General features: G+C 42.0%; 19 protein-coding genes. 16 read left to right on the top strand and 3 right to left on the bottom strand.

Annotation, left to right across the window (positions count from 1 at the left end; translation table 11 throughout):
• Window positions 1-504: 504 nt before the first annotated feature.
• From CXF60_RS01125 to CXF60_RS01095, 8 genes are all read left to right on the top strand, one after another.
• On the top strand, window positions 505-828 hold the full coding sequence (locus tag CXF60_RS01125) for an H-NS histone family protein (protein WP_102090435.1): 324 nt from the start codon (window positions 505-507) through the stop codon (window positions 826-828).
• 229 nt (window positions 829-1,057) lie between these two features.
• Entirely contained in the window at window positions 1,058-1,885 is an 828-nt protein-coding gene (gene gspN, locus CXF60_RS01120) for a type II secretion system protein N (RefSeq protein WP_102090434.1), read from the top strand.
• Window positions 1,886-2,791 (top strand): type II secretion system protein N, encoded by a 906-nt coding sequence (locus CXF60_RS01115; protein ID WP_102090433.1) that lies wholly within the window; start codon window positions 1,886-1,888, stop codon window positions 2,789-2,791.
• 77 nt (window positions 2,792-2,868) lie between these two features.
• Complete coding sequence (gspD, locus tag CXF60_RS01110; protein WP_102090432.1) at window positions 2,869-5,112, top strand: type II secretion system secretin GspD; 2,244 nt, start codon at window positions 2,869-2,871, stop codon at window positions 5,110-5,112.
• A gap of 204 nt (window positions 5,113-5,316) precedes the next feature.
• Window positions 5,317-5,490 carry a hypothetical protein gene (locus CXF60_RS14375; RefSeq protein ID WP_180958056.1) on the top strand — a complete coding sequence of 58 codons (174 nt, stop codon included), beginning with the start codon at window positions 5,317-5,319 and terminating at the stop codon, window positions 5,488-5,490.
• A gap of 94 nt (window positions 5,491-5,584) precedes the next feature.
• Window positions 5,585-6,541, top strand: coding sequence for a TatD family hydrolase (locus CXF60_RS01105; RefSeq protein WP_102090431.1), 957 nt, complete (start codon window positions 5,585-5,587; stop codon window positions 6,539-6,541).
• A 100-nt stretch (window positions 6,542-6,641) separates the two neighbouring features.
• Window positions 6,642-7,502, top strand: coding sequence for a tRNA threonylcarbamoyladenosine dehydratase (locus tag CXF60_RS01100; protein ID WP_102090430.1), 861 nt, complete (start codon window positions 6,642-6,644; stop codon window positions 7,500-7,502).
• Between the two features lie 30 nt (window positions 7,503-7,532).
• Entirely contained in the window at window positions 7,533-9,335 is a 1,803-nt protein-coding gene (locus CXF60_RS01095) for a GAF domain-containing hybrid sensor histidine kinase/response regulator (RefSeq protein ID WP_228706996.1), read from the top strand.
• 182 nt (window positions 9,336-9,517) lie between these two features.
• Here CXF60_RS01095 and efp read toward each other — a convergent pair whose 3' ends face one another.
• Window positions 9,518-10,090, bottom strand: a complete 573-nt coding sequence (gene efp / locus CXF60_RS01090; RefSeq protein ID WP_057761310.1) for an elongation factor P — start codon at window positions 10,088-10,090, stop codon at window positions 9,518-9,520.
• A gap of 160 nt (window positions 10,091-10,250) precedes the next feature.
• Between efp and epmB the strand changes: the two genes are divergently transcribed.
• The 8 genes from epmB (at window position 10,251) to CXF60_RS01050 (ending at window position 21,294) form a co-directional block, all read left to right on the top strand.
• A complete protein-coding gene (gene epmB / locus CXF60_RS01085) occupies window positions 10,251-11,258 on the top strand; it encodes an EF-P beta-lysylation protein EpmB (RefSeq protein WP_102090428.1) in 1,008 nt (335 codons plus the stop codon).
• Window positions 11,259-11,621: 363 nt separating this feature from the next.
• A complete protein-coding gene (locus CXF60_RS01080; protein WP_102090427.1) occupies window positions 11,622-13,379 on the top strand; it encodes a hypothetical protein in 1,758 nt (585 codons plus the stop codon).
• A 322-nt stretch (window positions 13,380-13,701) separates the two neighbouring features.
• Window positions 13,702-15,789, top strand: coding sequence for an EAL domain-containing protein (locus CXF60_RS01075; protein ID WP_102090426.1), 2,088 nt, complete (start codon window positions 13,702-13,704; stop codon window positions 15,787-15,789).
• Between the two features lie 64 nt (window positions 15,790-15,853).
• A complete protein-coding gene (locus CXF60_RS01070; protein WP_102090425.1) occupies window positions 15,854-16,312 on the top strand; it encodes a c-type cytochrome in 459 nt (152 codons plus the stop codon).
• Window positions 16,313-16,354: 42 nt separating this feature from the next.
• The gene (locus CXF60_RS01065; RefSeq protein WP_102090424.1) at window positions 16,355-17,380 is read left to right on the top strand and encodes an AAA family ATPase; all 1,026 of its coding nucleotides are present in this window, start codon (window positions 16,355-16,357) and stop codon (window positions 17,378-17,380) included.
• 253 nt (window positions 17,381-17,633) lie between these two features.
• Entirely contained in the window at window positions 17,634-18,650 is a 1,017-nt protein-coding gene (locus tag CXF60_RS01060; protein WP_102090423.1) for a DUF58 domain-containing protein, read from the top strand.
• Window positions 18,647-20,911 carry a transglutaminase TgpA family protein gene (locus CXF60_RS01055; RefSeq protein WP_102090422.1) on the top strand — a complete coding sequence of 755 codons (2,265 nt, stop codon included), beginning with the start codon at window positions 18,647-18,649 and terminating at the stop codon, window positions 20,909-20,911. The genes CXF60_RS01060 and CXF60_RS01055 overlap by 4 nt, the downstream gene beginning before the upstream one ends.
• 95 nt (window positions 20,912-21,006) lie before the next feature.
• Complete coding sequence (locus tag CXF60_RS01050; RefSeq protein WP_057761296.1) at window positions 21,007-21,294, top strand: DUF4031 domain-containing protein; 288 nt, start codon at window positions 21,007-21,009, stop codon at window positions 21,292-21,294.
• 90 nt (window positions 21,295-21,384) lie between these two features.
• Here CXF60_RS01050 and CXF60_RS01045 read toward each other — a convergent pair whose 3' ends face one another.
• Window positions 21,385-21,762: a DUF302 domain-containing protein gene (locus CXF60_RS01045; protein WP_102090421.1), complete on the bottom strand. Its 378-nt coding sequence runs from the start codon at window positions 21,760-21,762 to the stop codon at window positions 21,385-21,387.
• Window positions 21,763-21,817: 55 nt separating this feature from the next.
• The gene (locus tag CXF60_RS01040; protein WP_102090420.1) at window positions 21,818-22,738 is read right to left on the bottom strand and encodes a LysR family transcriptional regulator; all 921 of its coding nucleotides are present in this window, start codon (window positions 22,736-22,738) and stop codon (window positions 21,818-21,820) included.
• Window positions 22,739-22,835 lie beyond the last annotated feature (97 nt).

Below are 22,835 nucleotides of genomic sequence, written 5' to 3'. Positions count from 1 at the left end.
AGATCTTTATATGAAATGGTTAACTTCTTTAGAAAACACCATAGGAACGACATAGCAAGTTACAGAGCTAATGCAAAACTATCCCTCAAGATTAGCAGTATTTGAGAGTATAGTGCATAGAGATACTACTCTATTATTTTAACAGTAGGTTTTTGTCGAAATATTATTGTGAAATTCTAGCAGTAGTTAAAGTACTAGAATTTTGTTCTATTATTAAGAAATACTTTCGAAGCTATAATAGCAATATATAAAGCATGGTGACTTGTGTGTTTAGATTTATCTAAAACTAATTTTATTTAAAATGGATACAATGAGCATCTATCGCTATATATTTTCTATTTATAATGGATTGTTCGGGCTGTTATTAGAAATTAAATACTCTTTAGAATTAATTATATTTTATACATAGATTTAATTGCTAATGAACGATTTGTTCACTGCATTATTTCACGAAAAATAATACCTCAATAGAGGCCACACTCTTATTTTATAGTTGGATTTATTATGAGCAAAAATAACGCAATTGATTTAGAAAGTTTGAACGTGGATGAGTTACGTGCTATCACTGAAAACGCTCAACAACTTATCGCCAAAAAACAACATCAACGTTTGTATGATGCCTATATGCAGTTCGAGCAGATTGCAGAAGATAGCAATGCAACGATCGAAGAGATACTGAAAGCTGGTGAAAAGTTAGAGAAAAAACGCAGTATTAAATATCGTAATACTGATAACCATAGTGAAACTTGGACTGGCCGTGGTCGTAAGCCAACGTGGTTGGTTGAAGCGCTAGCAGCAGGTCGTGATATCGAAGATTTTGCTATTTAATTAACTGTTTTCTTATAAAGTTAATTTCTGTGAGCCAGCTTGAAGCTGCTATTGATAATGGTGTATTTACAACCATTTAGCGATAGATATAGCTGTTTTTCAGAAAATAAAAGCCAGTATCTTTACTGCCAGTATTTTGGCAAAAAGATACTGGCTTTTTTTCTGTCATCTATATGCCATTGTTTGTTATGATAATGACGTTTTTGTCTTATATAAGAGTTGTACGACTGTGGCCCAAGTATCTGAGTTTTCTCATAAACGTCCCCGTAAGCTCTGGTGGCTAGTTGGGTTTGTGTTGTTTGCGCTATTTGCTGTTTTGCAAATGCCAGCAGCATGGTTACTTGAGAAATACGCGCCGGATACGCCTTATGTCCAGCATGTATCTGGCAATGTATGGCAAGGTGCTGCTATTTGGCAGTTGCCTATGTCATCGACGTCGCTCACAGGTATGGCGGAATGGTCATGGCAGCCTTGGCAGCTACTCATAGGTAAGCTAGGTGCGGACGTCAATATTCACTCATCACAGACACGTTTGAATGGGCAAGTTAAACTTGGGCTAAACTCATGGCAAGTTGACAGCATGAGTGGGAAAATTGCACCTGAGACGCTAGCGAGTGTAGTCAACTGGCAGCTGCCAAATACCCCTATTCAAGTAAACAATGTATCGCTAACGCGCCAGTCTGATAAAAATGACGCATCTAGTAGCGATCCTGCTAAAGACGCTGGCGGATTTAGTGCCGCGGATGGTCAATTGACTTGGGTTGGTGGTGAGGTAGGCTATCCTAGTGGTGGCAAAGTTTTTTATATTACGATACCTGCTCTAAGAGCCGAGCTTAGTACAGAGCAGAAAAACGATAGAGATTTGCTCCATATCAATTTATTGAACAATCAAGATAAGCGTTTGGGAGATCTGTATCTCGACAGCGATAATATGCTCGATGTCAGTTTGACGCAGCGCTTGCTAGAGAACATGCCTGAGTATAAAGGACAAGCCCCTCAAGATACGCCAGTTGTCAGTGTGCGCCAGCCAATGTTAGCTGGTCTGGGGGCGAACTAAATGCTTAATATCGCCGCAAGCTTAAAACCTGTTATCAATACTCTCAATCGCCTTTCAGCTTGGCTACTATTGTTAGCCATTGCTTGGCTATGCTGGATAGCCGCCCGTCTTTTATGGTTATTACTAGCAGCACCTCTAGCGCCTGCATTGCCTTTAGCGCCTCTACAGAATAGTGCCAAATCCACCAAAGATTATAGCAGCTTATTTGCAATCTTCGCTGACCCCGATCCTATTACCGCAGCCGTGCAATTACCTCCCAACATTGAGCTAAAAGGCGTACTACTAGCCATACCTGAGATCATGTCTTCCGCCTTATTAAATGTCAATGGCGAAGTCAAAAATTACCGCATCGGTGATGGGCTAAAAGACAGCGATTATACGCTCGTGGCTGTTGATTGGAATTCAGTCATTATCGCTGATGCTAACGATAAAGAAACCGTTATTAAAATGCCAGAGGCGATGCCATTAGACCAGAGTGATATGCTAGCAAGCGGAATAAGCAATCAGCGTTTGCCAAACAATAGCATGTTGCCTACAGCGCCCCAACCAGTACAAAACACTGTTCCTGAGACAGAAGGGACAACTGGCGCAGACACTTCAAAAAGTCCACAGTCGGCTATCGAAGAAGCGGTTACGGCCTTGCAAGAAAACCCCGCCAGTTATCTAAGTAGGATGGGGGTGATGGCATCAGGTGAGAGTTATCAAGTCACAGCGGCGATGCCTGCTGGCCTACGTAATCGTTTAGGGCTTGAGCCAGGCGATAAGGTACTGACCGTCAACGGACAGAGCGTAGGTAATAACCCAGCGCAAGATGCTGGTGTACTTCAGCAAGTACAGCAAGCAGGTGAAGCGCAGATAGAGGTTCAACGTGGTGAGCAAGTTATTACGATTCGCCAGCAGTTCTAGCAAGGTAGGTTTTTAGCAAAATTGCTCCTTAAAAATTCAGCACATAGTAAGCAATATCACTGTAGGTAATGATCAATATGGTAAGTTTTCAGAATTTTTCAGCCACGCCTTTGTACCGTAGCCTGCAGCGTTTGATGCGCCTGTGTCGTCCACTTTGTCTGGCAGTGCCATTATGGGCTGCTGGTGTTGGTCTTGCCAATGCTGAGAGCTGGAAAGTCAATTTACAAGATGCTGATATCAAAGCCTTTATTAATGAGGTCGCGACCATCACGGATCAAAACTTTGTGCTTGATCCACGTATCAATGGTAATGTCACGGTCATCTCCAATAAAGCCCTGTCCCGTGATGAGATTTATCAGTTATTTCTGAGCGTGATGCAAGTGAATGGTATCGCTGCGATTGAGTCAGGAACGACGACAAAACTGGTACCGGATAATATTGCTAAGCAATCTGGTGTGGCGGTTGATTTACGCGGTGATAGTGTTGGCGAGTCGCTCGCTACTCGAGTTATTTATTTGACTAACACCCAAGCTGCAGAAGTATTAGGTGTTATTCGCCCATTGATGCCGCAGTCGGCTCACGCGGCCGCTGTACCTGGTGTCAATGCGTTGGTGTTGTCCGATAGAGCAGACAGCCTTAACCAACTGACAGCTCTTATCCGTGACTTAGACAGTAATGTAAATGACAGTTTGCAAGTGATACCACTACGCCACGTCGATGCCGAACGTATGATGGAGTTGATTAGCGCCTTAGTCTCAAGTGCGGGTAGCGGGCAAGCTCAAGGTGGCAACAATCAGCTAAAGGTGATTGCTGATACGTCAAGCGATAGACTGCTAGTCAAGGGCAGTCCTGAAATGATTGCTAAAGTCCAAGAAATGGTCAATCAATTGGATACTACGCCGACCAGACGTTTAAGTGGTCTCCGTGTTTTTCGATTAAAGTATGCTAGTGCTGGTCATATCGCCGATATGTTACGCGGCTTACTCGCTAATCAATCTATCAATAGTGCTGGCGCGACCTCGACACTAGAATCCGCTTCGCTAAATGATGTAAGTAGCACAGGCGCCGCAATTAATAATGCAGCTAGCGATAGCCTAGGTAGCAGTGCGGCCGCTGTGTCGACTAGCAGCACAAATGGAACAAGCACAGGAGTGGGCGGTCGTCCGTTTAGTATTATCGCTGATGAAACTCAAAATGCCGTTATCGTCAACGCCGCACCTGAGCTCATGTTCGAGATTGAAGATGCGGTCAACCAATTAGACAGTCGCCGCGCACAAGTATTAATTCAAGCCGCTATTGTTGAAGTGTCAGGCGATGATGCCACTCAGCTAGGCGTTCAGTGGGCACTAGGTAACGCCAACAGTGGCTATGGAGTGGTCAACTTTAATAATGTGGGAGCCAGCGCGACGACACTTGCGGCGGCGGCTTTAGCAGGGACGAGTACGGCAGGTATTAGCGCTGCAGCCAGCTCTATCGCAGGTGCACTGATAGGAATTGGAGACAGTCGCAAAGACAGTCAGGGCAATACAGAATTTTATGGTGCTATTTTACAGGCGCTTGACTCATCTACCAGTGCTAATCTATTGTCCATGCCATCGATTTTGACATTGGATAATGAAAAAGCCAGTATCTTGGTTGGTCAAAACGTACCTTTTGTCACAGGTTCTTTTACCACCAGTGGCAACAATTCAAACAACCCATTTCAGACAATTGATCGTCAAGACATTGGTATTAATCTGAATGTTATTCCTCATATTGGTGACAATGGCACAGTACGTTTAGAGGTATCGCAAGAAGTCTCGTCAGTCGTGCCAGGCAGTACGGGTAATGCCAGTGGACTAATTACCAATAAAAGCCTTATTAATACGACCATTCTAGCGGATGATCAGCAGACGATTGCCTTGGGCGGCCTGATGCGTGACAACACCACCACACGTCAACAGAAAGTTCCTGGTTTGGGCAATGTTCCTGTTATCGGTAGACTCTTTCGTTCTGACAATGACAGCACCCAAAAGAGCAATTTGATCATCTTTTTACAGCCGACTATCTTACGTGATGGCGGCGCGGTAGCGAGTGTGACTGAACGCAAATTTAATCAAATGCGAGTGTTGCAGCTGGTCATTGATAAAAACGGTACGATTAAGCAATTACCATTGAGCGGCACTGAAGGTTGGAATGGTAATGTCAGTGCAGATTACGAGCTTATGCCGCTTAATCCTCTTATCCCTAAACGTGATCAAGCGCCAAAATCTACTTCGCAAGGCTTTACGAGAGTAGATAGTCCTAATAGCGGTATCACGACCTATCCTCTTAATCGTTAAAATATTGGCCGTATATATAACGGTTAATATGATTCAACTGACATAAATTAATGTACGATGTGATAGATACTAGTTACATCGTACATTAGCTTGCGTATTCATAACACAGATAAACATAGACGCTTTTATATTTAGGTATATTGGTTACTAATAGAATAATGAGTTACGTATTATGTTTTCCACTATAGTAAATCAGAAGCTAAAATGACAGATTATAAGAATACAAAAAAGTGGTTTTTACTGAGTGTGGCTGCAACTGCGCTATTGCTCATCCCTAGGCGCAGTAGTCGAAAGGACAATACGAAGATAGTAAGTAACCATGATACCGTATCTGAGAGCAGTATTAATGATGCTCGTGAGAATGCAGCTAGTAAGTAGAAGCTAGTAATTAAAAAGTAGAAGATTAAAAATGCGTCTATAGCAATCTATCATTTAATTCTATGTGTTTAAAAGTCAGTTGTGGAGTTTATTAATGTGTGGCAACGAATCAGTGACCATTGCTAAGAGAACAGATGCTAGAGAAGTTTTAAAAAATGTTTATCCTCTTATAGATACGCATACACATTTTGACGCTCCAGTGTTCGACAATGATCGCAAACAACAGGTAGAGCAGGCTTATAGTCAAGGTATTCGTCACTTAGTGCTAGTAGGTTATTTATATCAGTATTTTAATCGAATGTATGATACTCAAGATTTCATTAATAAAATGTCGCAGTCGTCTGTGACAAAGGTGAATAGTAAAGATAAGTGCGATGTTGCAGCCCATATCGCGCTAGGTTTACATCCTTTTTATATTAAGCAGCATACTGACGATCATTTGATACAACTTGAGCAAATGGTGATAGAGCGTCGTCCATTAGCTATTGGTGAGATTGGATTAGACACCTTTACCGATGCAATGAAGCAGCCTGATGTATTTGTTAAACAAAAAAGGTTCTTTGCGGCGCAGTTGGATATAGCAGTGGCCCACAATCTGCCAGTGATGCTGCATATTCGTAAAGCGCATGCTGAAGCGCTCGCAATATTAAAAGCGCATAAATACGATGCGCATAAATTAGGTGGTATTGCCCATAGCTTTAGTGGTGGCGAACAAGAGGCGAAGGCTTTTGTAAAATTAGGGTTTAAGCTTGGTGTCACGGGTCAGATAACCAATCCGAATGCCAAAAAACTGCGCCGTGCTATTCAAGTAGCAGTTGAGAGTCATGGCATCGAATGCTTGGTCATTGAAACGGATTGTCCAGATATGACACCTATTATGTGTCAGACAACGGATAATACTGATTCACATAATAAGAATGTACCAGCCAATCTCCCATGGGTATTGGCAAGCTTGAGTGAGCTATTAGAAATACCACATGATAAACTTGCTAAGCAGTTATGGCAAAATAGCTGTGATGCTCTGAAAGTAGACTGGGCTTATTCAACGTAACTATACTATTTATAAGAAAAGCATCGTTGTAATTAGACGCTAAAAAGTACTAGCCAAATAAATGACAACCAAAATATTTGAAAAGAGAATTTGATCTGTTATGAGTGACACGCGACAATTTGAACAACCAGAATCCGTCGAAGACAGTCTTGCACAAGACGAATCGAGCCAACAAGATGAGCAGTACGATCGTCGTTTTCAAGGTACACGGACACTATATGGTACCTCTGCGGTTGATACTTTTTCGGCAGCTCATGTCTACATTATTGGTGTAGGAGGGGTTGGCTCTTGGGCAGCAGAGGCGTTGGCTCGGACAGCAGTTGGAACGATTACGCTGATTGATTTAGATGTATTGGTTGCGTCTAATGTCAATCGCCAACTGCCTGCATTGGACAGCACATTTGGTCAAAGTAAAATTGAAGCAATGGCAACTCGTATTAGAGAAATTAATCCCACAGTAACCTTAAATTTAGTCGATGACTTTTTGACAGTAGATAACGTCGCCACACTCCTACCAAGTCGTGAAGCAGTCAGATCTGCCACTGCTCAGGGGAGACCGATTGTTATTTTAGATTGTGTAGACGATATGAATGCTAAATTAGCAATCGCTTTACACTGTCGTTTTAATAAACTAAAGTTGGTCTGTGCGGGCGGTGCAGGTGGTAAGATAGATCCAAGTCAGATTAGAGTAAGTGATTTGCGTGATTGTTATCAAGACCCACTACTAGCAAAGCTACGTAACAAGTTACGCCACGAAAAAGGCATTAATAGTGCTTTAAAAGAAAAATTTGGTATCAAATGTGTCTATTCGACAGAGCCACCGATTGTAGATAAAAGCTGTCAAACAGGCGGTTTACAGTGCGGTGGTTATGGCTCAGCAGTGGTCGTTACGTCAGTGGTGGCGATGATTATGGTGAGTGAAGCATTACAATTATTAATAAGACAGACGAGTCGTAACTAATGTGTCTGATATTATTTAATGGAGTTTACCTTGTCTATATCTAACTCGTCCAAGCAGAGCTACCCTGTCGCGGTAGATGAATTAGAACGTGTCAACAAGCTAAAGAAGTACCAGGTACTCAACGAAGATGAGGAGCCTGCGTTTGATCGGCTTGTTGAACTCGTGAAGCTGTTTTTTGATGTGCCTGTAGTCGCCATTACTTTTATGGATGAGGAAACACAGTATTTAAAACCAGCTTGTAAATTTGATAGTGAACCTGAAAGTGTATGCACGACATCACGTGACATTGCTTTTTGTAACTATACGATATTGTCCGATGACGTTTTTATAGTGCCAGATACTTGGAACGACGATCGCTTTAGCCAGAATCCCATGGTCTCAGGTTCTCCATATTTACGATTTTATGTTGGTGCTCCTATTATCTTATATGAAGACAATAAAAGGTATCGTCTAGGTACTTTATGCCTTATGGATACGAAACCTAATCATAGTTTTAGTGAGCAACAATCAGAGATCTTGGCAGAGTTTGCAAAAATGGCAGCTGATGCTTTGCAGTTGCAAGATAAGCAGCGTGATGCTAAGCGTGCTAATGAGATGAAATCGAGCTTTTTGGCCAATATGAGTCATGAGATTCGCACACCGATGAACGGTATTATCGGTATGGTAGAGATGTTAGGCGATACCCAACTCAGTAATGAACAGCGAGAATACGTTGATAACATTAAAGTCTCCAATGAGCATTTGATGGTCATCATTAATGGTATTTTGGACTTATCAAAAGTTGAGTCTGGAAAAATGACGATTGATTCTATTCCATTGAATTTATCTAGTTTATGCAATGAGGTCGTCAGTTTATTTGCAATAAAGGCACGTCAAAGAGGCCTGACCTTAGATTATCATTATACTGAAACACTATCACCTTATGTAAACGGTGATCCTGTACGTCTAAAACAGATTATTGCAAACTTGGTCAATAACGCGATTAAATTCACGCGTGAAGGTGGTCAAGTAAGTATCGATGTTAAACATATGGACAATTGCTACTGTCCAAATAACATTAACGAAAAATTCGTGAGTACGAGTCAAGAAAAAGAAGCAAGCAAAATAGAATGCGATGAAACTGGTCAGAATATAACTTTGTGTATAGAAGTGAAAGATACGGGTGTTGGTATCAAAGAAGAGTCGTTAGAGGCGATATTTGACGCTTATGACCAAGCAAATAAGTTTACTCATCGTATTTACGGTGGTACCGGACTTGGACTATCTGTTTGTAAGTCTCTGGTCGATTTGATGGGTGGTCGTATTCATGTAAATAGTGAAGTAGGAGTCGGTACGACATTTAGTGTTTTATTACCGTTAACTACTATTGACGAAGACAAGTATGAGGTATGGCAAGACTCTAACGATATGACGATGATTGAACCTACGCATGAGCGGTCTGGCCATATCTTGTTGGTTGAAGATGATACTGTTAATGCGATTATTGCCAAAAAAGCACTAACCAACAGTGGTCATACCGTCACTCATGTTACTGATGGTCAGCAAGCAATTGAGGCTTTTGCTTTATTCCCTGATCGTTATGATGTGATATTGATGGATCATCATATGCCGATTATGGATGGAGTACAGGCGACTATCAAATTGCATGAATTATATGACCCCCAAGTACTACCGCCCATTATCGCTTTGACTGCCAATGCAATGGACGGCGAGCGTGAGAAATATCTGAAAGTTGGTATGCAGGACTACTGCACCAAACCTTTTAAGCAAGAGCAGTTGAATGCCTTGGTACAGTATTGGCTGATACAAAAGCAATCATTGGAAGAAGAGTGATTTGCTAGATATTAGTATTAGTATTAGTGGTAGTGGTAGTGGTAGTGGTAGTGATTAGCATTTTAATGTAACCATGATTGATAAATATAAAAAAAGCTTAACCGCCTATATAGTGGTTAAGCTTTTTTATTGGTGATAGAGGTATAAATAAATATCAACTACCAGTCATATTCGGAGCGATATTAGTTCACGCGAGTTTGGTAGTCGCCAGTACGCGTATCAACACGTACCACTTCACCTTGTTGCACAAATAATGGTACACGTACAACGGCACCTGTCTCTAATTTAGCAGGTTTGCCACCACCGCCTGAAGTATCGCCGCGTACGCCAGGATCTGTTTCTGTGATTTCTAACTCAACGAAGTTAGGCGGCGTGACTGACAGAGGAGCACCATTAAATAACGTAATGGTACATAGAGCATTGCTGTTTTCTTTTAACCACTTGATTGAGTCACTCATTGCGTTTTTGTCCGCTTGGATCTGCTCAAAGCTCTCAGGATGCATAAAATGCCAAAACTCGCCATCGTTGTATAGATAGTTCATTTCAGTATCCATCACATCAGCAGCTTCTAGGCTGTCACCTGATTTGAAAGTTTGTTCCAGTACTTTGCCACTACGAAGATTGCGCAACTTAACACGGTTAAAGGCTTGACCTTTACCAGGCTTAACAAACTCGTTTTCAAGAATGGCACAAGGGTTGCCATCAAGCATCACTTTTAGACCAGCTTTAAATTCATTAGTAGAAAAACTTGCCACAAGAAACTCCTAGGGGTTGTAAATATAATAGTAAGACATAGGGCTGACTGTACCAAAATTTTCTGTTATGCCAAGTATTTACGGATTAACGAGGATACTTTGATAGGCTAGACACTAAGGGCGTATAATATCGGATTTTGGGCACAGGTAATAGGCTGTCATGATAAACCATTTAATCACACAAAAAAACTGGCAAACGCAATTATCGGAAGCTATTACATCTGTTGATGAGCTATTGAGTATTCTGCAGCTTGAATCAATGCGTGCAGAAGTTTACGTACCTAAGCATTTTGAACTGCGTGTGCCGCGTGGCTTTGTGGCAAAAATGGCTATTGGCGACCGTAATGATCCCCTGCTTAAACAAGTGTTGCCAGATCAGCAAGAGCAAATCAACGTCACAGGCTACGTGGCAGATCCGCTAAGCGAAAACACTCAAAATCCTGTAAAAGGTTTGCTGCATAAATATCAGTCGAGAGTGTTGTTAACGATTACGGGTGCGTGCGCTATTCACTGCCGTTACTGCTTTCGCCAGCATTTTGACTATAGTGCCAATATGCCGACTGCTGATGCTAAAGAAAATATCATTAATTATATTAATGCAAATCCTGAGGTCAATGAGGTAATTTTGAGTGGTGGTGACCCACTAAATGTGACTAATAGACGATTGTTTTCATGGTTAGATACTTTGGAGTCTCTTCCGCAGATTACTACGATTCGGTTGCATACGCGTTTGCCATTGGTGATACCCGCACGCTTGGATTCTGCATTGTTAGAGAGGTTATCTCAAAGCCGCTGCCATATTGTCATGGTGATTCACTGTAATCATGCCAATGAGCTAGATGCACCAACCGCTGAATACTTGCAACGTGCGAGAGCAGCTGGAATTACACTATTAAACCAAGCCGTGTTGTTAAAAGGTGTCAACGATACTCTTAACGCGCAAGTACAGCTTAGTCAGCGTTTGTTTGCTTCTGGCGTACTACCATATTATTTACATGTGTTGGACAAGGTGGCTGGTGCGGCGCATTTCGATAGTCGTGAGCAAGCAGCGATTGAGCTTTATTGGTCATTGCTAGCATCATTGCCAGGTTATCTTGTCCCTAAGTTGGTCAGAGAGTTACCTAATAAACCTTTTAAAGTACCGATTGATATTTACAGCAATGGCTAATGTAGGGCACTATACCAACTTATTTAGTAAACAAAGAGTGGCTCTTAAAAAAGATGCGGATAGTATCTTTAGAAACTAAAATCTAGGATTTATGCTTTTTTATAAGTATAAATAGATATATGATTGGAACAGAATATAAACTGTCAGTATGTAATCTACCTAAAAAGCATATAACGTTAAATACAAAACTTTGCCAGTATATAGGTATTGTCAGAGCGTACTGCTAGATTTAGGCTCACAATAAATAGATATCATCACTTTTCTATAGTCGAGCTTCACAAACATTTTTTATGCCATACATGTATTTGTACTGCTGCATATTACTGATTGCCTCAGAGTGACTAATAGAGAGTAAAGATACTGATGATAACATTATCAATGTTTCAAGAGCATTTAGATTCTACAGAGCCACTACCTCCGCTATCTAATCGCTCAGTAAATGGTCAAGAGCGTTACTTGTTAAAGATGTTGGCAACGCTACCTACGCTTACCCAGGAGCAGCAAACAGAGCATTTAGAGAGTCTACTGACAGTATTACGTGAATCCAATATGGATGAACAACAGCGTCTCAAATTAATGGCAACAGTCATTGATGCCTCAGACCGACTGATTGCAGCTTTTAGGCAGCACTATATCTATGAGACAGGCGCGTTTAGTCAGGATCAGATGTCTTATATCGCTCAAATGCAATCGCTACATTATTTAATTATTATGGTTTACGACAAAGTCATACGTCGTGAGACGCAGTTGTCAGAAGCCTCCTTAAACCAATCTTCTGGTAAAGGTTGGCAGCGTTTTTTTGGTGCTGAGACTAAACCTGATAGCACGCTTGCTATTGCGATTTATCAATCACTATTAAGATACCAAAAACTATTAGCAGAAGAGGCACTGTGCTATCGAAAGCCATCAGATTACCTGTGGTCTAAAGTCAACCAGTTATATTATCTGGCTCATCAGAGAAAAATAGCTGATATGGATTTAAGTCTACATACTGTCACGAACCAAACAAACAGTATTCATCAGCTATATTGCCAAATTTGTTTGCATCACTTGTTAAATTTGCGTGCTATGAGGCGCCCGAATATTTTACTCGTACAGCGTCTATTGCCTGACTGGGCTAAACACATGGTCGCAACCATAGAGCCCGCCACCGAGACAAAAGTTTTCGTTGATCTTCATAGTAGTAATCCGCCAAGCTATCTGACCGTCAACTCTCATATCAACCCATATGAAGATCGTCATGACTGTCTATTTATAGAACTGACACCGATAATTGAATATTTTGAGTCACGTAAAAAAGCCTTTATCGAAGAAGGTAGCACAGCAGAATATAGTTTGCTTAACGCTATTTCGATGACCATCAGCTACCGCTATTTGCAGCCGCCACTTACCTTGGCAACCAAATATACTAGCAAACATCAGGCAAAGTTAATCACCAATTTTAATGATATACACTACCATGTAGGCCATTCAAAAACTTTTGCCAATTTAATCGCTATAAAACATCTACTAGAAGAAGACAGACCTTTATACGATACATTTGACAGCGAGCGTGGCCGCAGTAGCGTTATAAACATTGAGACATTTGATGACCATGACAGTTCTTCAGCATATCGCAGACTGCATTTATTGCCAAAAGCTGGTAAGCCTAATGAGAATGTTGTCGACGAAAGTATTCTCAATAAAGAAGAGCTTATTGTAGAAAAAAATGACTCTGATCTTTCTAGGACAACACCGCAGCCTTTGCATATCATGAGTCTGATTTTGGTCTATGGCTCTGAAAATAAAGAACAACCTAATTGGTCAATAGGGGTGGTACGCTGGTTAAATGTCGATACTAAAAATCCAGAAGTGGAATGGCAGATACTCGGGCACAAAATTGTGGCATGTGGATTACGTTTGGAAGGCAGTAAAACGCGAAGTCATCATTTTGTACCAGCATTTATTCTCGGTAAGGATGAACAGCTACAGACGACTGGCACACTAATCGTACCACCTTCGTACTTTCAAGCTGATGATAGAATCGTCATGCGTATTGGTAATAAACAAACCTCCCTACGATTAGGACGCAGGCTGATGATGACTGATAAGTTTAGTCAATATGAGGTTGCTCAATTATAGCGCTTAGGGACATCCGTACATAATAGGTGTTTTAGGCCATAACGAAGAGTTTATACAGATTTCTGTCAGTAATATAGTAGTCGACAAAGGTCATAAGTTAATCTGCAGTTGGTCTAATTATTGTCTATAATGATAAATATTGTTACTCTGATTTTTATGATATCTCTAACAATAAAGTAATTATCATGGTGAAAGCTCAGTCTATACTGATAGGATTCATAGAATATTAACGCTAGCGTGTTTTATGTGCTAGGTTAGTTTTAGACAAAGATGTAAAGTAACAAAATAATAGATAACAATACGTACGACTAAAAGGCTCCTTATGCGCTCTCAATCTCTTTTAAATTTATTGGTGATCAATGATGATCAGCTTTATGCTGAACGTCTTGTGCAGTTATTGAGTCCTTATTACGATAATGTAAATTTAGGGTTTTTGGACGATAAAGAAGAGCTATTGAAACTCTTACGCCAACCGTGGGATATCTTGGTATTTGGTAAGGCTTATGATATGAACTTTACGGATGTAGTGAGCCTCGTACAAGAGCAAAGTATTGATCTGCCGATGATTTGTCTAGTGAACGAAGAGATAGCGTCGACGGCCTACAATGAGTATGAGCTACCGACTGTGATTAGTGGCACGATGATCAAAGCGCTTGAAATGGATCAAGAGATGCCAGTCGTAATGGCCATTTGTCTACAGCATAGTAGTTTGCGCAGTCGTCGTGAGCTAAAAACTTTACGTCAAGTACTGTCTGAAGCAGAACAACGTGCTAATGTGCTGATTAAGAACTCCAAGAGCGCGGTTGCTTATATTGATGAAGGGATTCATATCTTTGCTAATGATCCCTATCTCCAATTATTCGGTTTCAAATCAATGAATGAAGCGGTAGGCGTGCCTATTATTGATCTGATTTCGGGTGGTGATAGTGTCAAAGGATTTAAACAGTTTTTACGTCAGTTTGACAAAGGCAGTCGCCAAGACGTTGAGTTTAATTTTGAAAGTGTGCGGACAGATGGCAGCACTTTTGAAGCGAAACTACAATTAGCATCAGCCACGTTAGAGGGCGAGCCAGTCATTCAGATTATTATTCAGCAGAATAGTAATAATAGTGCGGAGGTTGCTAAGCGTTTAGCTGAAGCTGAACGTAAAGATAATTTAACTGGCTTAGATAATCGTCGTGGTTTTGAAGAGCAGATGATAGCAATACATCAGCAGGCGTCCCAAGGACTAATGACCGCAGCCCTGCTATATGTGCAGGTTGATAATGTAGGAAAAATAAGAAGTAGTTTAGGTCTACAAGGAATAGATGCAACGGTCAAACAAGTTGCCCACACATTAACTGAGCTAGTACCTGATGGGCATGTGAGCCGTTTTAGCGATACAGCATTTACGATTTTAGTAAAAAACAAGATGACGAGTGATCTTGAAGAACTTGCTACGCATATCGGTTCGTCAATCAAGGGTATGTTTATTGAAGTTGATAAACGTACAACGAATACAACAGTCAGCATTGCTGTTGTCAAGATTGAAAAAAATCCTGTAGAGCCTGTCATCATATTAGAACGCGCCATGGATGCTATCAGCCAAATCATGGTAGAGACTTCTAACAGTGGTGGATCTTACCGTATATATGACCCAAGCGAACATGCCAATAGCGATGATCATGCACTTGCTGAGTCATTAGTGGATGCCATTACTAATAACCGTTTTGATCTATCATTTCAGCCAATATACGACATCAACAACGATCGTAGCGACTTCTTTGAAGTGTATCTACGGTTACCGCTGTCAGATGCTGACAATACGGTATTAACCCCTGATCAATTTATGGCGGTGGCTAAAAAACATCAACTGTTAGAGAAGATTGACCGATGGGTGCTTATCAATGCCTGTAAGAAAATCAATGACGTCCGTAAAGTTCATCCTGAAGCCAAACTGTTAGTACAATTAACCAATGCTTCACTGGTCGATAAAAAATTGCCGATAGTGGCGAGTCAATTGATAAAAGCAGTAGGCGGCGCAGCTGGTGTATTAACACTACAGTTCAATGAAATAGATATCTCTGAACATTTAACCGTCGCCAAATCCCAATTTTCCGCGCTCAACGATGTCAATTGTCAAATCGGTGTTAATAACTTTGGCTCGTCTGCCAAATCTATCGAAATTGCCAATTTTGTCCAGCCTGATATGGTACGCTTGGCACGCAGTTATATTCAAGACATTGGTTCAGCAGAAAATTTAGAAACGGTCAAGTCTATCATCATGCGCACTAATGATATCAAAGTTGATGTGCTCATGCCTTATATCGAAGATGCAGCAACGATGTCGGTCGCTTGGAGTGTGGGCGCACGCTATTTGCAGGGGTATTATTTAGAAGAGCCTAGTAGCACAATAAAGGTAGCGAGTTAAAAGGCCAATATGTCATATCGTTTATGTCATAGCGATAATATTCTTCAACTAAAGATTGCTAAAAATGACACTTATTAATAAATATCAAATGAGTAGCCTTTTGGCTGCTGTTCTGTTGCTCGCAGCTTGTGAGAAAACACCACCTGACCACCGTGCTCCTGTGACTCTGCCCTTATATACTGACGGCGATGCAGACAACGGTTCGATAATTTATAAAGATGCCTGTGGTCAATGTCACCAACGTAATGCGGGTCTGAATAAAAAAGGCCCACAATTAATGAATATATATGGTGCGCCAGCTGCCGAGTTAAAAGACTATACCTACAGCAAAGGGCTAGAAGATTCAGGTTGGGTATGGGATGCAGAGACACTCGATCCATATATTGCAGATGCCCAAAAAGCCATGCCGGACTCCAAAATGCTGTCTGACCCGATGCCAGATGCGAAAGAACGTGCTGATATTATTGCTTATTTATCTACGCTCCGTGCCGCTGCACCAACCGTTACAGATGATGTGAACTGACTTATCATCGTTATGACCTAAAAAATGAGCCAATAACCTACCATGAACCATGCAGCTAACGATATATCATTATCTACCTCTCATATAACAGAGAATCCGCTCAGCCAACCCATACCTAGTACAGCTGATTTTCAACGCAATCAGCAGCAAATTGCACAGCTGTTAGCGCAATTAAATCAGATTGTATTGGATAAGCCGCAAGCAGTCAGGCTAGCGCTCAGTTGTATATTAGCAGGCGGTCATTTGCTGTTACAGGACTTGCCTGGTATGGGTAAGACGACTTTGGCACAGGGCTTGGCACAGTTATTAGGTTTAAGCTTTAGCCGAGTACAATTTACCAATGATATGTTGCCTGCTGATATTTTAGGTATGAGCATCTACGACCAAAGTAAACAGCAATTTGAGTTTCGTCCGGGCGCTATCTTTACACAGTTATTACTTGCTGATGAAATAAACCGTTCCAGTCCCAAAACGCAGAGTGCGCTACTTGAAGCGATGGAGGAGAGACAAGTCACGCAAGATGGTCAGACTTATCCTTTGCCGCAGCCATTCTTTGTCATTGCCACTCAAAATCCATTGCAACAAGCAGGTGTCTATCCGCTCCCAGAGTCGCAGTTAGACAGATTTTTATTATGCTTATCATTGGGTTATCCATCGCCTGCCGCAGAGCGTGAGCTGCTAAAAGGTAAAGATCGTCGCGAGCTACTCAAGGATTTGGATACGGTACTTGATACTGAGGCTGTGATATTGGCTCAGCAGGGTGTCAGACAAGTTTATGTAGCAGATACTGTATTGGATTATTTGCAGAGACTGGTTGCAAAAACTCGTGCAAGCCAAGAGTATCATGGCTTATCGCCTCGCGGCGTGTTGTCACTACAACGTGCTGCCCAAGCGCATGCCTATGTATCGGGATATATGGAAGTGACCCCTGAAGATATCCAAGCGGTGTTTGCTGCGGTCACTGATCATCGTCTCGGTCAGCGTTTCGTACCCGCGCATGTGACTGGTGGGCAAGCAACAAAAACCATCGCCCAACGCATCCTAGCAGAAGTGCCAGTCGTCGCTTAGCGGCTGATATGCTGTTTGACCGTATTGATTAACTGCATCGGTGAACCATAGTACTACACATAGTCAAATCTATATAACTTAGAAAAAATATCAAAGTCACTCAGTTCATTATTTACGGTATTTTCACCCGCTTTTCTGGTATTCGAATTGTCCTGAATCAACTATATCGTTCTATTCGTGAGTTTGTTTGTCAGTCAGATATAAATACAAATACTGACAGCATTGTTATTTAGATGGTAATAATAGGGTAGTCATGAGCTTGTTACCAAAGGCCTTAACCGCACCAATAAAATCAGCTCTGAGCCGCTGGTTTGCCGCGCGCGCACCTAAGAGTGACAGTGCTACGCTTAATTTGCGCAATGTCTATATTTTCTTTAGTCGTGAAGGAATGCTATTCGCCGTATTATTAGTAATTACCTTTATCGCAGGTATCAACTATGGCAACAATTTGGTGCTTGGTTTGTGCTTTTATCTGGTCAGTATTTGGCTAATTAGTTTTCATGTTACTTTTGCTCATATATCTGGTCTGCAAGTGCGTTTACTAGAAGTCACTATGACAGAAGCTAGCTTGCCTGTTTGGGTTACACTACAGTTGAATAGTGATAGTCGCCAACCAAGGCGCCAGTTGCTATTTGAATTTGAGCAGATAGCCAATAAGAAAACCAAAAATGTCACAAACGCGCAAAGTTCAGTGCTCATCACGCGATTACAAGGCGAGCAAGTCATTCGACTGCCTGTCCAGACCTACAACCGTGGTCAACTTGAACTACCGCGGTTAAAAATAAAAACAGTTTATCCATTAGGTATTATGCGTGCATGGTCTTATGTCTACTTTGCGCGTACAGCTTGGGTATATCCAAAACCTGAAGTTTTTGACTGGCAAGCAAAATATGCAATTGCAAGCTTAGAGGATTTACCAACAGGTGGGCAGTATAGACAGGGTCAGGACGACTTTGAGCGATTAGATAACTATGTCGAGGGTGAGTCATTGGCCCGAGTCTCTTGGGGGCATGTAGCGCGGGGGCAAGGTATGCTGACCAAGCACTTCGCTGATCCAGTCGGTCATGAGCAAACGCTTGATTATGCAGATATGCCAGCTGCACATCACGAGCAAAAACTTGCACAATTGGCTTATGGGGCATTGACGCTGGGTCAGCTAGGCGTGCCGTTTCAAATGCGTTTACCTAGTGATACTCCTGCTACTACGGAGATGGGTAACGGAGAATCCTTTGCGCAAGCATGCTTGCTAAGGCTTGCGAAAGCACCATGACCAATTCTAAACGCTTATCTTCTGCTGATGTTGATACACTGTCCACAGAATATTCTGCGGTCGATGCTACAAAAACGGCCAGCTTTGAGCAGTTGGCTTTGGGTCAAAAAGTCTCAATTCGACCTGAGCGAAATGGCACTAAATGGTATCGTAAGTTATTTGCACTGCCAGCTTATTATTGGGTATTAATTGCTCAAGTCGTCGTTGTGTTACCGCATGCCGCACATTTACCATTATGGCTGATAGGATTTGCCGCCGTCAGTATCGCCGCTCAATTGCCTCATATCAAAGCTAAATTCAAAAAACTATCGCACCTAAAGCGTATTTATCAAAGCATGCAAATGCTAGGCTTTCTGCTGGGACTATTAGGTCTATGGCTAACCTACAATACAGCATTTGGGCTCGATATGGGTGTGGCATTTTTGGTGCTATGCCTAGTTAGTAAGCTATGGGAGCTATATAAGCGCCGCGATGCCTATGTGGTGTTGAATTTATCATTGTTCGTGCTTGCGGCATTATTTTTGATGGACCAAGGTTTACTGACTACTTTAGAAGTGATCGTTGGCGCAGTCATTGTCTTGCTAGCATTTATTGCGCTTAATGATGATAGTAGTGCTAACGGTGATGGACGCTTGCGTACATTGGGCGTGTTAGGAGTTGGTGCATTGCCATTATTGGTGGTGCTATTTTTGTTTTTTCCGAGACTGCCCCCACTGTGGTCTGTACAGCTCTCAGGTCAGCAAGCAACTACAGGTGTCTCTGATAGCATGTCTCCTGGTGATTTTGCCAACTTGGGTCAGTCCACTGAGCTTGCTTTTCGGGTGGAGTTTGCAGAGGGTCAGCCGCCGCAGCAAGACCTATATTGGCGCGGCTTGGTATTTAGTGATTTTGATGGCGTCACATGGCGTCCAAGTCCCAAAAAAAGCCAATGGGTAGCCGGGTCACCACTACCTGCTTGGGTTCAAAACGCCTTTGCTACCGTTCCTGAAGAGGTTCAATCTGCACCCAATAACTATCGAATGATCCTAGAGCCAACGCAGCAAAACTGGCTGTTTGGACTCGATTATCCTTTTTCGCAGCAGCACGATATCACGACCACGTCAGATTTTACGTTATTAAACAATCAGCCTGTCACCCAGCAGCTAAGCTATGAGGTGGCGCAGTTTTCGCCAATGAATATCGATCCTGTTTTGACAGAGGCCTCTCGGCGCGAGAATTTGGCCTTGCCAAATGAGGGTAATCCCCGATCACGCGCGCTGGCCAAGCAGCTGTTTGCACAGTCAGGTTCAGACCCTGTGCGCTACATAGCGGCTATCGAGCAATGGATTAATCGAACAGAGTTTCGCTATACGTTGTCGCCACCACGGCTCAATACCAATCGTATTGACGAGTTTTTATTTGAAACCAAAGCAGGGTTCTGTGAGCATTATTCGTCAAGCTTTACCTTTATGCTACGCGCCGCTGGTATTCCTGCACGAGTAGTAGCGGGCTATCAAGGTGGTGAGCCGAGTCGCAATGGTAACGTATGGGAAGTGCGGCAAATGGATGCGCACGCATGGACTGAGGTTTGGCTTGAGGGCCAAGGCTGGGTACGTGTGGATCCGACAGCCTTTGTGGCACCTGAGCGAGTAGAGCAAGGTATGAATACGATGACCGAGCAGCAAGGGGCAGCCATGTTTGGCAATGGTGCCAGTGCACAAATCAGCTATCAGCAGTATCAGATGCTACAAACGCTACGCCGCCTATCAGACCAAGCGAGCTACTACTGGCAAAAAGACGTAGTCGGCTATGACCAAGACAAACAGGCAGACTCATTACTCAAATGGTTCAATATTAGCTCAATCATGCAGCAAGTCGTTTGGTTAGCCACCAGTGCGGTTTCCGTTATGGCTATCTTAGTATTTGTCATTTGGTATCGCCGCCGCAAGCGTTGGCATCCAGCAGACCTACCTCTTGCTCAGCTCTCAAAACGTGTTGCCAAACATGATAAGTTATTAGCTCGCAATGATAATGAAGGGCAGCTAGCTTGGTTGGAACGTTTGGCATCGGCTATTGATAGCCGTCAGGGTGACAATGCCCAATCTGCTACGAGTCAGCTAACAGATAGTAGCGACCCAATCGTTATTCAGACAAAGCTTATTGAAATTAGACAAAACTACCGTCAGTTACGCTACGGACGACTGAGTACATTTGATAGCAGTCATAGCGAGTATCAAGAACGACTCAAACAACTTAAAAAAGATGTACGCGCATTGTTATAGAGGTTTTTGATGACAGTGCTATTAAGTTGCTAAAGCATTTTGAGCTAATTAAAAAACAGATAAGCAAATTAGTGAATAAGTAGAGAGGCGGTTATATGGCGATATATGTAGATTTTGTGCAGATAAAATTCAAAGGCCATAAGTGGTGCCATATGTTGGCGGATAGCTTGCAAGAGCTACATGATTTTGCGGCGTTTATTGATGTGGATGCGCGTCTATTTCATCGTAACGCTAGCTATCCTCACTATGATATCACGGTTCAAATGCGTGAAATCGCTATAGCGCAAGGTGCTATTCCTGCCGATAGAAAAAAGATTATTGAGTGTGCAAAGAAATTAAAAGTAGAGTTGAATGACCAGATAGAACAATCTAGTCATTCTTGATATGAGAGATTTTCAAGTAAATAAGTAATGTTTCAATTGTCTGTTCACTTATCTACTCGAATGTATATTTATTCAAATATACTGAGCACATTATTTTGCTGTGGCTGCAGTACTGATAGCGTTAAGTGCTTTTGAGATATTAGCAATCTCGGTATCGCAACCTTTGATATTGTGGCGTGTCTTGAGGTAGTCAGGGTTGTTGTATGACAGCCATACTTTTTTATCGGCATCTTCGCTAATTAAGATTTTTTGCGGCAAATCAATGGCAACAGTTTGCTCACAGTTCATTAATGGCGTACCTGCTTTAGGGTTACCAAACATAACGACTTGCGTTGGTCTCAATGATAAGTCGGCACTCTGTGCATTTTTTTGATGATCGACTCGTGCAAATACTTTCATACCCTTGCTTTCGATCACTGAGACCAGTTTGTCTGTAGTATGGTCAGTCCTAACTATAATGAGCAACATCGAATATTCATTGTGCGTAATCAGGTTTGTGATTGCAATACGTCTTAACAGAACGTTAAACCAAATGTTCTGCCAAATAATCTACGAGCAGCCTAATTTTTGGTGATAAATGACGGTTATGTGGATAAATGGCCCAAATGCTTTCTTCGGGCTCTCTATAGTCATCAAGTAAACTGACCAACTCGCCGGACGCTAAATACTTTTGTACATAATAATCAGGCAGCTGTACGATACCCAGCCCTTTTAGTGCAGCATCGACCAGACTATAGCCGCTGTTATATTGCACCGTACCAGAGACACGCAGGTTCCTTTCTACACTTGCTCGTTGGTTGTCCGTCTTACCATGAGTATGACTGTTCTCTTTTACTTTAGCAGTATCTATAAAGTGCCAGTAATCACGAGTACCCAATAGGCAATTATGTTGACTTAAATCACTTAGATGGTGTGGTATGCCATGTTTTCTCAGATAAGAGGGCGCAGCGCAGACAAAATTAGTACGCAGGCTAAGTTTCTTTGCCATCATCGTCGAGTCATGCAATTTGCCAATACGAATGGCCAAATCATAACCCCCTTCAATCAAATCAATTTTCTGATTACTCAAAAAGGCAGTCACTTCGATATCGTGATACTGCATCATAAAATCATTGATGAGTGGTAATAACTGCTGCTCACCATAAGTAACGGGCGCTGTTAGTTTTATCCTGCCTTGGGGCTTTGATTGTAAGTTGCTTACGGCTTGCTCAGCGGCATCCAAACCGTCGAGCACACTGCGGCAGTGCTGATAAAATACACGTCCTTCTTCGGTCAGTGAGACCTTGCGTGTGGTTCGATATAGTAGCTTTATATTTAAACGTTTCTCTAACGCGCTGATCTGACGGCTGACTTGTGCCGTCGAGATACCTAGCTCTTTTGCACCACGTGTAAAGCTCTCATATTCTGCGACATAGACAAACTCACTAATTCCTTCCCAGCGCATGATTATTACCAATATGTAAAAGATATTTGCAAATATAGCATATTGTTATCCGCTCAGAAATAAATATAATGGTTAGTATCAATGTAAACAGATGGTG

Source organism: Psychrobacter sp. 4Bb, assembly GCF_002836735.1.
In the GTDB taxonomy this organism is placed as follows: domain Bacteria; phylum Pseudomonadota; class Gammaproteobacteria; order Pseudomonadales; family Moraxellaceae; genus Psychrobacter.
The sequence above is the reverse complement of the archived record's forward strand: the minus strand, read 5'-3'. Positions and strand labels throughout refer to the sequence as shown.

Bases quoted from the DNA above. Each gene is read 5' to 3' on its own strand.
- CXF60_RS01125 (WP_102090435.1), top strand. From the start codon at position 505: ATGAGCAAAAATAACGCAATTGATTTAGAAAGTTTGAACGTGGATGAG.
- CXF60_RS01115 (WP_102090433.1), top strand. From the start codon at position 1,886: ATGCTTAATATCGCCGCAAGCTTAAAACCTGTTATCAATACTCTCAAT.
- gspD (WP_102090432.1), top strand. From the start codon at position 2,869: ATGGTAAGTTTTCAGAATTTTTCAGCCACGCCTTTGTACCGTAGCCTG.
- CXF60_RS14375 (WP_180958056.1), top strand. From the start codon at position 5,317: ATGACAGATTATAAGAATACAAAAAAGTGGTTTTTACTGAGTGTGGCT.
- CXF60_RS01105 (WP_102090431.1), top strand. From the start codon at position 5,585: ATGTGTGGCAACGAATCAGTGACCATTGCTAAGAGAACAGATGCTAGA.
- CXF60_RS01100 (WP_102090430.1), top strand. From the start codon at position 6,642: ATGAGTGACACGCGACAATTTGAACAACCAGAATCCGTCGAAGACAGT.
- epmB (WP_102090428.1), top strand. From the start codon at position 10,251: ATGATAAACCATTTAATCACACAAAAAAACTGGCAAACGCAATTATCG.
- CXF60_RS01080 (WP_102090427.1), top strand. From the start codon at position 11,622: ATGATAACATTATCAATGTTTCAAGAGCATTTAGATTCTACAGAGCCA.
- CXF60_RS01075 (WP_102090426.1), top strand. From the start codon at position 13,702: ATGCGCTCTCAATCTCTTTTAAATTTATTGGTGATCAATGATGATCAG.
- CXF60_RS01070 (WP_102090425.1), top strand. From the start codon at position 15,854: ATGACACTTATTAATAAATATCAAATGAGTAGCCTTTTGGCTGCTGTT.
- CXF60_RS01065 (WP_102090424.1), top strand. From the start codon at position 16,355: ATGAACCATGCAGCTAACGATATATCATTATCTACCTCTCATATAACA.
- CXF60_RS01060 (WP_102090423.1), top strand. From the start codon at position 17,634: ATGAGCTTGTTACCAAAGGCCTTAACCGCACCAATAAAATCAGCTCTG.
- CXF60_RS01055 (WP_102090422.1), top strand. From the start codon at position 18,647: ATGACCAATTCTAAACGCTTATCTTCTGCTGATGTTGATACACTGTCC.
- CXF60_RS01050 (WP_057761296.1), top strand. From the start codon at position 21,007: ATGGCGATATATGTAGATTTTGTGCAGATAAAATTCAAAGGCCATAAG.
- CXF60_RS01045 (WP_102090421.1), bottom strand. From the start codon at position 21,762: ATGTTGCTCATTATAGTTAGGACTGACCATACTACAGACAAACTGGTC.
- CXF60_RS01040 (WP_102090420.1), bottom strand. From the start codon at position 22,738: ATGCGCTGGGAAGGAATTAGTGAGTTTGTCTATGTCGCAGAATATGAG.